Below are 11285 nucleotides of genomic sequence, written 5' to 3' on the forward strand. Positions count from 1 at the left end.
CCGCGCAACCCAACATCCCCTCCCCGAGGGGCGGCCCGGCGTGATCGACCGGCGCATCAGCCGCGCCCGACCCGGTGCGCACCACGGTGCGCCGGGGGCGGACCCTGGTGTGGGTGCCTCTGGTGCGGAAGATTCTGCTGCGCCATCAATTCGGCGTATTGCCGAATGAGTCGCACTGGAGGGGAACATGTCGCCTATTCGCATCTTTGTCGCATCGCTCGCCGTCGCCGGCGTGCTGGCCGGTATGGGGGCCGGTACCGCGACGGCCGCCGCCGTCAGCCGTTTCGACGACGGCAGCTTCGAGACGCCCTCGGTGGGGGCCAACACGTTCGTGAACGTGGGGACCGGGGGGACCATCGGGCCGTGGAAGGTCACATCCGGAAACGTGGACCACATCGGGGACGGCTTCTGGCAGGCGGCCGAGGGGGGCCAGTCCGTGGACCTCAACGGTCAGGGCGCCGGCACGGTGGAGCAGACCTTCACCACGGTCCCGGGGAAGCGGTACTCGGTGACGTACTCCTTGGCCGGTAATCCGGCGGGAGGCCCCACCGTACGGACCGGGAAGGTGCTGGTGGACGGGCAGAACTTCCAGGACTTCAGCTTCGACGTCACGGGCAAGACGTTCGCGGACATGGGCTATGTGACCCGGGAAGTGACCTTCGTGGCCCGTGGGACCTCCACGACGCTGGCGTTCGCCAGCACGAACGGAAGCGCCTACGGGCCGGTCATCGACGACGTCAGGGTCAGCTCCTGCACGCCCTGCCCCTCCTGCGACTGATCGCGGCCGATCGCGACTGATCGCGACTGATCCCGAGAGGGAGCCCTCGGCGCCCACGCGCCGGGGGCTCCCCAGTCTTCCGCAGAACTTCGTCAGGCCGCCGCGCGCTGGCTTCGGGCCAAGGACGTCGCGGCCTTGCGGCGCCCCGGCGCGAGCACATCGACCGGGGCGCCCGCGCCGCTGCCCGGCGTCTCGCGCCAGCGGTCCAGCCTGGCGACGACCTCGGCCAGCCGCCGATCGCCGGGATGGACGGCCACGTAGAAGAGCGACTCGTCCGGCTTCCGGTCGTCCCCGCCCCAGCGGACCACGCCGTCGAGTTCGGCGAGGATGTCGCGGATCACGACCTCCTGCTGGGGGAAGAAGCCGCCCTTGACGCCGGGCGGGTAGTGGCCGGGCCGGATCCGGACGGCCGTACCGGACGCCTGGTTGCCCTCCGGCAGCCCCTTGCGGACCGTGCCGGGGCCGCGCCAGCCGATCACATCGCCCTTGCGGAGCTCGTCGATCTCGTAGTGGAAGCGGCGGATCACATGGACCAGCACGGTCTCCGGTGCGCCGATGCGGACGGTGACGCCCTCCAGCGGGGTGCCGGGCACCGGACGGGACCAGATGGCTCCGCCGCCGTCGGCGACCTTTTCCATCTCCCAGCCGTTGGGGCTCGGTCTGCCCGTCAGCACCCGGGCCCGGTTCGCCTGGAAGCGACGGTATGCCTTCCGGATCTCTTCGCCGGTGGGCGTCTTGGAGTGCGAGGAGGCGGCGTACGCGGGCGTCGCCAGCAGCGCGGAACCGGGGAGGGAGGCCGCCAGCGCGGCCGCGCCGAACAGCGCACCGGAGCGGGCGAGCAGCTGCCTACGGGATGGGTCGAACACGCTCATTCATCGTCCCCTCGTGACGGTAGGGCTGGTGGACCGGTTCTGGTCGCGGGTCACCACGGATACGGCGCCCGTGGCGATGGCCAGGACGAAGGCGATGCCCATGGCGGGGTTGACGTATCCGGGGACCGCGGCGTCGTAACTTCCGCCCTCGTCGATCCGGCAGGTGAAGCGAAGGGGAAGGTAGCGCGCTGAATAGCGGTCGACCTGAGCCGCCTTCTCCGGGCTGCGAGCCTTGGCGCACGCCTCGCGCATGGTGTCGCTCTCCATGAACATCACATGGAGCGCACCCCAGATGTACAGGGCGATGGTCGCGCAGACGGACAGCAGGGCGATTCCGCCGAACCATTCGGCCCGTGTCTTCCGACGGCCCCTGCGCTTGGCCATGCCGGAGCCGAGGAGGGCGATCAGGGTACAGAAGGTGATGACCCCGATCAGGCAGATGAAGAGCAGCAGGATCGAGTTGAGTCCATCCGGCGAATCGGACGCCAGCGATGAAGGTGCTTCGTTCACCGCATCATCCTGTTGTACTTCTCGAAGATGTAGTAGAGGGGCATGCGCTTCTTGGCGTCGGTGAAGGCGGGTTCCTTCGGGCCCTGGTAGCGCCGCAGCACCTCGTAGATCTCCGACTCCTTGTAGTCCAGCGAGGGCCGGCGGATCGCCGTCTCCGCATCGACGCTGCCGGGCTTGCCGTCGGCTCCCCAGATATGGGCGTGGCCGACGGAGGTGAGGGCGAAGTCGTTGTCCGTGCGGAGCTTGTCCCACACCGAGAAGATGTCGGCGTCCTTGTCCGGGTCCTTCGGAGTGCCGGTCACCAGGCCGGTCCTGATGGAGTTGTTCCAGCAGAGAACGCCCACCAGCCCGAACATCTGGGCCACACCGGTGCTGCTGTCGCGCAGCGACACCACCCCGGGCAGGTCCTTGGCCCAGTCCGGCACATAGCCGTTGTGATAGAGCCACACCCCGGCGTCCTTGACCAGGTCCTCATTGCCGTAGTGCCGGAACTCCCAGAACGCCGTGGTCTGGATGAGCGCCTTCCGCATGCCGTAGGCGCGTGCCGTATTGGTCACGGCGACATCCCCGGCGATGATCGTTTCCAGGCACTGGGTGGTGGTGTAGATCCGGCCGTCGTCCTCGGGGAAGCCGATGGACCGCATGTACGTCTGGACGTCGGCGAGCAGCCCCGGGAAATAGGCCTGGTTGAAGAGGCTGTCCGGCATTGACGCCACCGGGGGATTGAACGACCCCTGTCCGGTGTCCAGGCCCGAGGCGATGTTGTTGTCGATGTTGATCGAACCGTCGCCGGAGCCGATCGTCTTGGTGACGATCTGGTCGAAGGCCCAGTTGGGCGGCAGCGGATAGCCGTAGTTCCCGGAGAAGCCGCTGGACATGTCGGAGACGAAACTCGCCGTGGCATGGCCCGCCTCGGAGACCCGGATGCACACATTGCGCGGTCCGTAGACCCCGATCTTGTACCGGTTCCCGGCGATGACCATGCCGTCCACGATGCCCTTGAAGTGCGGCAGGACATTGTCAGTGACCTCGTAGTCGTACGCGTCGAAGTCCACGGCGAAGAAGATCCGCGTGCCGTCCTTGAAGCCGTGGTCATCGGCCGCGTTCGCCGCCGCGATGGCCGCCGCGTTGCCTGCGGCGTAGTTGAAGCCCGAGGCGTCGCGGCCGAAGGTCTGGTAGATCGGGAAACACCGGAGCCCGTTGTCGGCGAGGGTCTGGAGCTCGCCGATCTGGATGGCCTTCTCGGGGAGATCGGTGGTGCTGGGGTTGGTGAGATAGCGGCCGATGTATTTGTACCCGGCGGCCTTCAGGGTGGTGGCGCGGGCCTGGGTGATCTTGGTGACGCCGTCGCACGCCTGGCCCTTGCGGTCCTGGTCGCCGTAGGAGACCAGGAGCGACGCCCAGGTGGAGTAGTCGCCCTTTCCGGTGACCGGGAGCTTGGCGAAGTCCTGGAAGCTGTTCACCGCGGATTGCAGCGCCGATCCGAACGAGGTGCTGAACGGTACATTGGGCCGCTGGTTCAGGATCATCGCGGCGGAGAACAGCCGCACCCAGGTGCTGGTCTCGCCCGAGGCGACGGTGTGCTGCTTCAGCCCGGACTGGGTTCCGGGACCGAAGTTCCCGTTGGCCACACCGTCGGCCATGCCGAGCTCGTACTGCACCGCCAGCAGCATGGACTTGGCGACGGTCCGCGAGTGGTGTCCGTCGCACGGGATGATGAAGTAGTCCTGGCGCTTGACGTAGTTGGCGTTGAGATGCTGCTGCACCTTGCGGATGTCGGCGCCGCCGTCACCGGTGACGATGTAGGCGTCCATGGTGAGCAGCCCCTTGAAGACCTTGGGGGAGAGGCTGCCCGCCTCGAAGACGCCCGCCACCCCCATGTCGGTCATCAGCTCGGTGAGCGAGTTCGCCACCGTGGAGCTGAACACCCCATCGATCCCGCCGCCGTTGTACCCCTTGCAGTACAGCCCCGACTGAATGATCTTCGTGAACTTGGCCGAGGGCGTCGTACTGGCGTTGAGCTTCGGATACTTCGACTGGAGCGTGCTCAGCGTGGTGGGGCCGAAGCTGTCGGAGAGACTGGTGATGCCCAGCTCGTACTGGAGCGCCCGGGTGAGCGCGTACATCACGGTCCAGCTCGTCTTCCCGTCGAGCTCGAGCGCCGGAATGCCCAGCTTCCCGCCGTATGTGTCGTTGATGAACTGCTGCGCCCGCATGACCATGGCGTCGGCCATGACGTCTCCTTCAGTGCCGAGTGACGGGGGTCAGTTGCACGCGAAGACGTAGTCGGACTTGTAGTTGATGTAGAGGCTGCTGGAGGTCTTGCCCATCTTGGCGGTCACCGGGGCGCAGGCGAGGCTGGAGACGTAGACCGGGCCCGCGTACTGGCTGAAGTTGCCGGAGTCGGTGTCGCAGCCGGTGCCGTCCACCTTGCAGACCTTGAGGTACATGTACTGCGAGGCGCCGTAGTTGTTGTCCAGGATCGCGCAGCCCTTGCCGCTGCCGTTGGTGTAGCTGAACAGTGTGGCCAGGCGCATGCTCGGGTCGGTGCCCTCGGGCAGCGGAATGGCCTTGTTCAGCGTGTAGCCGGTGCCGCACACGGTCGCGGCGGCCGCGGTGGGCCCGGGGTTGGCCTTGGCGAACGCCTTGGTCTCGGCCGATGCCCGCGGGGACACCTTGACGTCGGTCGCCGCAGGGCGCTCGGCGGCGGAGGCCTGGGGCGCGGTCAGGAGGACGGCGGCCGCGGCGGAGGCGAGGGCGGCACCGACGGTGGATCTGAGGATCGTGGACATGGACGTACCCCTCCCGTGAAGGCTGATGAGAGCGAAGAACGCGGGGGCCTCTCCCCAAAGGCCCGGACGCGGCGACAAGCGCTTTCCGCGCTGTGGTCGCACGGAACTTATGGGCTGGTCATGGCCCTGGACAAGGGGTCTAGACAAGTCCGGGAGCGGAGCCGAGCCCTCCGGTGGCGGGTCGTCACGGAGGAGGTATCGGGTGCGTCCCCAATGAGGGGATAAAGCGACTCATCTGCAACGAGCTCGGTATACAGAGGGTTGATATGTGTCCCTGGTCACTATCTCCGGACTCGGAGAGCGGGTGTCAAGGCGGCCAGGAAGGCCGCCGCGCTCCGCCGAAAAGCGACTGGGGCTTCTCGGAGAACCGAGAAGCCCCAGGTCAGTGGCGTAAGCCAAGGTGCGCCGCCAGGGACTCGAACCCCGGACCCGCTGATTAAGAGTCAGCTGCTCTAACCAACTGAGCTAGCGGCGCCTGCTGACGCGGAAATCCTACCCGACCCGGGCGGGTGCTCAGGACGCCGTCAGGGCCCGTCCATCCCGCGTCCGCCCACCGCGCTCACCCCGGGCCATTGGTATGGACATGACTATTCGCCCTGGATACTCTCAACTTGGTCTAGACCGCCGTGCACGGCTCGTCGAAGCACTCCCCACGTCTTCAGGAGCGAAGCATGCGCAAGAAGATCAGCGCCGCCGTCATCGGCATCGGTCTCGCGGCGATTTCCGTCCTCGCGACCGGCGGCAGCGCCTCCAGTCACGGCTACACCGACTCGCCCATCAGCCGCCAGAAGCTGTGCGCCAACGGCACGGTGACGGGTTGCGGTGAGATCCAGTACGAGCCCCAGAGCGTCGAGGGCCCGAAGGGCTTCCCCTCGGGCGGTCCCGCGGACGGCACCATCTGCGCGGGCGGCAACAGCCGGTTCTCGCAGCTCGACGACCCGCGGGGCGGCAACTGGCCCGCGACCAGGCTGACCGCCGGGCGGAGCTACACCTTCAACTGGCGGTTCACGGCCTCCCACGCGACCACGGACTTCAAGTACTACATCACCAAGAACGGCTGGAACCCCAGCCAGAAGCTGACCCGTGCGAGCCTGGAGTCCCAGCCCTTCCTGACCGTTCCGTACAACGGTCAGCGTCCGCCGTCCACGCTCTCCCACTCGGGGACCATCCCGAGCGGTAAGACCGGCAGACACGTGATCCTCGCGGTGTGGACCATAGCGGACACCTCGAACGCCTTCTATGCCTGCTCGGACGTCCAGTTCTGACGTCGCTGGTGTGGTGCCGTCCCGGGGCGGCACCACACCCTCGTCATACGATCAGGCGTCGAACGCGCCCGCCTTCGCGCTCCGGACGAAGGCGGCGAGTACCGCCGGCACGGTGGACAGGACGGTGCCGGGGTCGTCGCTCTCCCGCAGCCGGACGCGGCCGCCGGCGGCGGTGACCTCGACGCACTGTCCCTCGCCCACGGAGTGCGAGGACTTGCGCCAGTGGGGGTGGCGATGCGCGGTCATTGCAGAGGTGTTCATATGTGGGGCCCTCTTTCTCATACCAGACCAGCGATGAGGGCCTTCGTCTCATCCGTGGACAGCGCGCGGTCCACGATATGGCCGAAGGCGTCGGCGAAGACGTTGACGTCGTCGACTCCTTCGACGTATGTGGGGCCGCGCAGGTTCTCCTGGGTGACGACATCCGGCATCGGGCCCGGGAAGGCCACGAGTGTGAACGCTCCCGCGTCCCCGGGGTTGGGGGCCGCGTCGATCGGCATCACCTGGAGCGTGACCGTGGGCCAGTCCGCCACGTCCAGCAGCCGCTTCAGCTGAGCGGCCATGATGCCGGGCCGGCCGGTGAACCGGCGGCGCAGCGCCGCCTCGTGGATGACGGCCCACAGCCGCAGCGGGTGGCAGGAGCGGGTGAGCACGGCCTGGCGGGCCAGGCGCACCTCGGCGAGGGCGTCGACCTCGGAGGCGGTACGGGCCACGGCGTTCGCCGCGATGGTCTCGCGGGCGTAGTCGGCCGTCTGGAGCAGACCGGGAACGACCAGTGAGGCGTAGTCGCGGACGCTCTCCGCGTCGCTCTCCAGCGAGATGTAGTCGGCGTAGGCGGGGCCCACGACGCCGCGATAGGTCTGCCACCAGCCGCGTTTACCCGCGTCCCTGGCCAGTCCCTCCAAGGCGATACGGGTGCCCGGGTCGGTGACGGCGTAGACCCTCAGCAGGGTTTCGACCTCGGTGGTGCGGATCGTGGCGTTGGCGTTCTCGATCCGGGAGAGCTTCGGCGCCGTCCAGCGGCGGGCGTCGGACGATCCGTTCGCAGCCGCATTGAGTGCGTCGGCCGCCGCGTCCAGTGTCATCCCCGCTTCGGTGCGCAGCTTCCGTAGCGTGGAGCCCAGGCGCCTGCGCCGAACGGTGGGCACTGGCTGGTAGGACATGTCGCCAGTCTGTCGTATTGCCAACTACGCCTACCAGCCAGGCATATGCCAGTCTTGTGCGAGTGGGTCGAAACATTGCGAGTGGGACGTTCCATAGGCCAGGATCGCTAGGGGACACGGCAGCGCGTCGTGCTTTGGAGGGGCCCCGGAGCATATGGCTGAGAACATCTCGCAGCGATACGAACTGCGCCTCCGTGCCCATCCGCGGATACTCGCCGACATACGGCGTGCCGTCGGGGCGCGACTGCGGCTGTGGGGGCGTGAGGAGCTGATCAGCGCGGCGGGGATGTGCGTCACCGAGCTGCTGTCCAATGTCCACAAGCACGCGGCCTCTCCCGAATGCGTCCTCACCCTGGAGAACCTTCCGCACGGGATCCACGCGGCGGTCAGCGACACCGAGTCCGGGCTGCCGGTGGTCAAGGAGCCGGACTTCCTCTCCGAGAGCGGCCGGGGGATGTTCCTGCTGAGCAAGACCGCCCATGACTGGGGCACGGATCTCACCCCGACCGGCAAGACGGTCTGGTTCACCCTCCGCGCGGAAGCGGTGGAACCGTGACCAGCGGCGCCGGTAGCGTAGAGCCCCGATCGAGGGCAGGGGGTGGGCCATGGACCCGGTGACGGCGGGTGCGCTGGTCGCGGCGGTGAACGCGGCGGCGTCGGGCGCCGGCGGCGAGGCCGGGCGGCGGGCCCTGGAGTCCTTCGGCACGCTGGTCCGCAGGGTGCTGCGGCGCGGCGAGGGCGAACCGGCCGGTGGGCCGGAGCCGGATCCGGCCGCGATTCCGTACGACGACGGTGCCCGGCTGCGTCAGTTGGCCGATCTGCTGGTCGAACGGGCCCGGCAGGACCCGGAGTTCGGCCGTGACCTGGCGGCCTGGATGCGTGAGCACGGCGAGACGGCCGGGGAGCCGGGTGCCGTGCACAACCAGATCGGGGGCAACGCCCGTATCACCGGCCCGGTCGTCCAGGGACGGGACTTCCACGGGCCGATCAGCTTCGGCTGATCCGGTGAGCTCCGGCTGACCCCCGATCAGCTTCCGGCCGAGACCGGCGGCCACCCCCGGATGAGGGGAGGGGACGTCCGGTGCCGAGTTGGCAGTAACCGGACACCGGCCCCCACTCCGCGTCGCCGAACGGCGTCGATTCGCTGCGGTCCGTAGTCTCCCTGGGGCCGGAAGGTGCACTCGCGGGTAACTTGTGGACATGCGCCCCCGGCGCATCGGCGGCGCGACAGCATGACGCGCGCCGCCGCACGCCGTTTTGTCAACTCTTTACCTCACGCCCCGCGTTGACGCGGTCGCTGTGCGCGAATTAGTGTCGTCATGTATTTGCACAATGCTGCCCGCGCATTTCGGGGCAGCGAAATTGACGAGAATCAGGCCGGTATTCGCATAACCAGGTCACTGTCACCCGGCAGGGGAAGTCATGGTTGGTCTTGTGAGGGTGTCCGAGCTTTCTCCCGTGAGCACGGAGAGCACGGAGACTCCCTCGTCAGGCGCCATCGACTATGTCGAGCACGCGCTGCTGGCCGCCCGTGATCTGATCGAGTCGACGGTCACCCGGCACCGAAGGGAGCTGGCCCAGGACTCCTGGGCGGGGACGGCTCTGGGGAGGGTGCCGCTCGCCGAGGTCGTCGACACCCTGGTCGACTGCGCCGAGCGGACCGTCAGTGTGGTGCTGTCGGGGAACGAGGAGCAGACGCGGGCCGTCTGCGCCGCGCTCGCCCGCCCGGCCAGGGGGGCCCGGCGCGCCGTCGCCGTACGGCTGTTGTGCGAGGAGCCGGTGCTGGCCTCGGGGACGGTACGGACGCTGGCGCGCACCGATCCGCGGTGCGAGATCCGGATCTGCGACGGCGGGCTGCCGGCGTTACCCGAGGCGCTGCTCATCGACGGCGAGGTGGTCTACCTCAGGAGGGGGCCGTCGGAGCCGGGGCGGGGCCCGGGGCACGCGTCGCTCGTCGAGGACCCCGCCACGGTGCGGGCCCTGGAGATGATGTTCGCCGGGACCTGGGGGAACGCCGTGGCGCTCGCGGACTATCCGCGGCTCGGCGGGCGGTTGTGCCCGGACTCCGTACGGCGGATCCTGGAGTGTCTGCGCACCGGCCACACCGATGAGGTGGCGGCGCGCCAGATGCAGGTCTCCTTGCGCACCTACCGCCGGTACGTGGCGGAGATCATGCGTGAACTGGGGGCCAACTCCCGCTTCCAGGCGGGGGTGCGGGCGGTGGAAATGGGGCTGCTGCCCAGCCGTCACTGAACGGCGCTCGAGACCTTGACCACGTCACGAGGCGGAAAGTGCGGGAATATCGACATGATGGAGCGCGGACGCGATCCTGGACCGGAGGCCGCGCTCGCGGGGGACACCCTGGAGGGGACGCTACGGGAGGTGCGGGACCTCATTGAGTCCACGGTGATCCAGCACCGCGCCCGGCGGGCCCGGGACGCGCGGTTCACCGAGGTGGGGGTGGAGGACGCCGCGTTCCTCGCCGCCGCCGAGGAGGTGATCGGCCAGGCGGGGCGGAGCGTGGACGCCGTCTTCCCCGAGTGCTCGTCCCGGATGGCGCCGGTGCAGGCCGCGCTCGGCGCGCTGCTCACGGACCTCGGCGAGCCGGTCGGGGTGCGGGTGCTGCGCGGCAGATCCGCGCCCGGGGCCGGATCCACCGGGCCCGCCTCCGGGTCCGCTGCCGGAACGGCGCCCTCGGGGCCCGTGCCGCGGCCCATCCCCGGGCCCGAGGCGCCCGGCGAGGCGCCCGGCGCCGGCCCGGCCGCGCGCCCCGCGCAGGTGCGGATCGCGTCGGTGCCGCTGCCCACGGCGGTGATCGCCGACGGCCGGACCGCCCTGGTGTGCACCGAGGACGAGGAGGGGCGGCAGACCTCGGTCATCGAGGACCCGGTGGTGGTGGCCACGCTGTACGGCATGTTCCGCTCCATCTGGGGCGGCGCCGTGCCCGCCGCCCGCCCGCTGGACTTCGGCAACCGCGCCCGCACCGAAATGGTCCGCCGGGTTCTGGCCCGGCTGCGCGACGGGGTCACCGACGAGGCCGCCGCCCGCGACCTGGCGATCTCGGTGCGTACGTACCGCCGCTATGTCACCGGCATCCTGGAGCTGCTGGAGGCCAACTCCCGTTTCCAGGCCGGGGTGCGCGCCACTGAGCTCGGCATCCTTGGAAATACGTCCGCATGATAATTTCGTTTTCCCCATCGACATTGTGATCCGGAGCGTGCTGGCGATAGGTTGCCTGCGGGCGTGCCGAGATCTGGCAACAGCCGGTAATGCAAGGGGATTTGGGGATGACCGAAGGGCACGGAAGGGGCGCGACCGCCACGGCGGGCGCGGACGGCGAGTCGACTGCGGACGAGCCGCATTCACCCCGACCGGGACATGCGCGAAAGACCGGCGACAGCGGCGGAAATGGTGAGAAGTCGCGGTCCGGGGCCGGCCGGAAAATGACCGGTGCGGCATCCGGGGCGACTCTCGCCGGCCGCCGCGGAACGCTGCTCCGGAGTGTGCTGCCGCCGCTGGTATTCGGGCTGTCGCTGCTTGTGGTCTGGGACATCGTGACCCGGACCGGCGCCGTTGCGGAGTTCTATCTTCCGGCTCCGCTGGACCTCGCGCGGCAATTCCTCGATGACGTCTTCCACGGTGATCTCGTCGACTACACCGAGGAGACGGTGTGGGAGGCGCTGGCGGGCAGCGGTATCGGCATCGGAGTGGCGCTGCCGCTCGGCTATCTGATCGCCCGCAGCGAGATCGCCGCGGCGGCCCTCCAGCCGTATGTGGCCGCCTCGCAGGCCATGCCCGCGGTGGCGCTGGCCCCCCTGCTCGCCCTGTGGATCGGGTACGGACTGCTGCCCATCGCGGTCCTCTGCGCGCTGCTGGTCTTCTTCCCCATCCTCGTCAACACCGTG

Annotated in this window: 13 protein-coding genes and 1 tRNA gene; 7 read left to right on the top strand and 7 right to left on the bottom strand. The window is 68.9% G+C overall.

From position 1 onward, the window contains the following. The first annotated feature begins 187 nt into the window (after positions 1–187). The gene (locus GWI24_RS31280; RefSeq protein ID WP_210949328.1) at positions 188–778 is read left to right on the top strand and encodes a choice-of-anchor C family protein; all 591 of its coding nucleotides are present in this window, start codon (positions 188–190) and stop codon (positions 776–778) included. 92 nt (positions 779–870) lie between these two features. Here GWI24_RS31280 and GWI24_RS31285 read toward each other — a convergent pair whose 3' ends face one another. The 5 genes from GWI24_RS31285 to GWI24_RS31305 all read right to left on the bottom strand — a co-directional run bounded on the left by GWI24_RS31285 (position 871) and on the right by GWI24_RS31305 (position 5427). Next, entirely contained in the window at positions 871–1650 is a 780-nt protein-coding gene (locus tag GWI24_RS31285) for a hypothetical protein (protein WP_210949329.1), read from the bottom strand. Beyond that, the gene (locus tag GWI24_RS31290; RefSeq protein WP_210949330.1) at positions 1651–2160 is read right to left on the bottom strand and encodes a hypothetical protein; all 510 of its coding nucleotides are present in this window, start codon (positions 2158–2160) and stop codon (positions 1651–1653) included. Beyond that, positions 2157–4394, bottom strand: a complete 2238-nt coding sequence (locus GWI24_RS31295; protein ID WP_210949331.1) for a glycoside hydrolase domain-containing protein — start codon at positions 4392–4394, stop codon at positions 2157–2159. The genes GWI24_RS31290 and GWI24_RS31295 overlap by 4 nt, the downstream gene beginning before the upstream one ends. 30 nt (positions 4395–4424) lie before the next feature. Beyond that, on the bottom strand, positions 4425–4952 hold the full coding sequence (locus GWI24_RS31300; protein WP_210949332.1) for a hypothetical protein: 528 nt from the start codon (positions 4950–4952) through the stop codon (positions 4425–4427). 401 nt (positions 4953–5353) lie between these two features. After that, positions 5354–5427 (bottom strand) — tRNA-Lys (locus GWI24_RS31305). 196 nt (positions 5428–5623) lie between these two features. Between GWI24_RS31305 and GWI24_RS31310 the strand changes: the two genes are divergently transcribed. Beyond that, positions 5624–6217, top strand: coding sequence for a lytic polysaccharide monooxygenase (locus GWI24_RS31310; RefSeq protein ID WP_210949333.1), 594 nt, complete (start codon positions 5624–5626; stop codon positions 6215–6217). Between the two features lie 51 nt (positions 6218–6268). Here the strand turns inward: GWI24_RS31310 and GWI24_RS31315 are convergent, their stop codons facing one another. Then, on the bottom strand, positions 6269–6478 hold the full coding sequence (locus tag GWI24_RS31315; protein WP_210949334.1) for a DUF397 domain-containing protein: 210 nt from the start codon (positions 6476–6478) through the stop codon (positions 6269–6271). Between the two features lie 17 nt (positions 6479–6495). After that, the gene (locus tag GWI24_RS31320) at positions 6496–7380 is read right to left on the bottom strand and encodes a DUF5753 domain-containing protein (protein WP_210949335.1); all 885 of its coding nucleotides are present in this window, start codon (positions 7378–7380) and stop codon (positions 6496–6498) included. Positions 7381–7534: 154 nt separating this feature from the next. Between GWI24_RS31320 and GWI24_RS31325 the strand changes: the two genes are divergently transcribed. The 5 genes from GWI24_RS31325 to GWI24_RS45735 form a co-directional block, all read left to right on the top strand. Further along, complete coding sequence (locus GWI24_RS31325) at positions 7535–7936, top strand: ATP-binding protein (RefSeq protein ID WP_044574664.1); 402 nt, start codon at positions 7535–7537, stop codon at positions 7934–7936. A 49-nt stretch (positions 7937–7985) separates the two neighbouring features. Continuing rightward, positions 7986–8381 carry a hypothetical protein gene (locus GWI24_RS31330; protein ID WP_210949336.1) on the top strand — a complete coding sequence of 132 codons (396 nt, stop codon included), beginning with the start codon at positions 7986–7988 and terminating at the stop codon, positions 8379–8381. Positions 8382–8838: 457 nt separating this feature from the next. Then, complete coding sequence (locus GWI24_RS31335; protein ID WP_308344150.1) at positions 8839–9633, top strand: hypothetical protein; 795 nt, start codon at positions 8839–8841, stop codon at positions 9631–9633. 54 nt (positions 9634–9687) lie between these two features. Next, positions 9688–10560, top strand: a complete 873-nt coding sequence (locus GWI24_RS31340) for a DNA-binding response regulator (RefSeq protein ID WP_210949338.1) — start codon at positions 9688–9690, stop codon at positions 10558–10560. Between the two features lie 323 nt (positions 10561–10883). Then, on the top strand, positions 10884–11285 hold a 402-nt coding region (locus tag GWI24_RS45735), incomplete at its 3' end, for an ABC transporter permease (RefSeq protein WP_374103360.1).

The sequence above is a fragment of the Streptomyces sp. MK37H genome (assembly GCF_018035285.1).
GTDB lineage: Bacteria > Actinomycetota > Actinomycetes > Streptomycetales > Streptomycetaceae > Streptomyces > Streptomyces endocoffeicus.

Bases quoted from the DNA above. Each gene is read 5' to 3' on its own strand.
- GWI24_RS31280 (WP_210949328.1), top strand. From the start codon at position 188: ATGTCGCCTATTCGCATCTTTGTCGCATCGCTCGCCGTCGCCGGCGTG.
- GWI24_RS31285 (WP_210949329.1), bottom strand. From the start codon at position 1,650: ATGAGCGTGTTCGACCCATCCCGTAGGCAGCTGCTCGCCCGCTCCGGT.
- GWI24_RS31295 (WP_210949331.1), bottom strand. From the start codon at position 4,394: ATGGCCGACGCCATGGTCATGCGGGCGCAGCAGTTCATCAACGACACA.
- GWI24_RS31300 (WP_210949332.1), bottom strand. From the start codon at position 4,952: ATGTCCACGATCCTCAGATCCACCGTCGGTGCCGCCCTCGCCTCCGCC.
- GWI24_RS31310 (WP_210949333.1), top strand. From the start codon at position 5,624: ATGCGCAAGAAGATCAGCGCCGCCGTCATCGGCATCGGTCTCGCGGCG.
- GWI24_RS31315 (WP_210949334.1), bottom strand. From the start codon at position 6,478: ATGAACACCTCTGCAATGACCGCGCATCGCCACCCCCACTGGCGCAAG.
- GWI24_RS31320 (WP_210949335.1), bottom strand. From the start codon at position 7,380: ATGTCCTACCAGCCAGTGCCCACCGTTCGGCGCAGGCGCCTGGGCTCC.
- GWI24_RS31325 (WP_044574664.1), top strand. From the start codon at position 7,535: ATGGCTGAGAACATCTCGCAGCGATACGAACTGCGCCTCCGTGCCCAT.
- GWI24_RS31330 (WP_210949336.1), top strand. From the start codon at position 7,986: ATGGACCCGGTGACGGCGGGTGCGCTGGTCGCGGCGGTGAACGCGGCG.
- GWI24_RS31340 (WP_210949338.1), top strand. From the start codon at position 9,688: ATGATGGAGCGCGGACGCGATCCTGGACCGGAGGCCGCGCTCGCGGGG.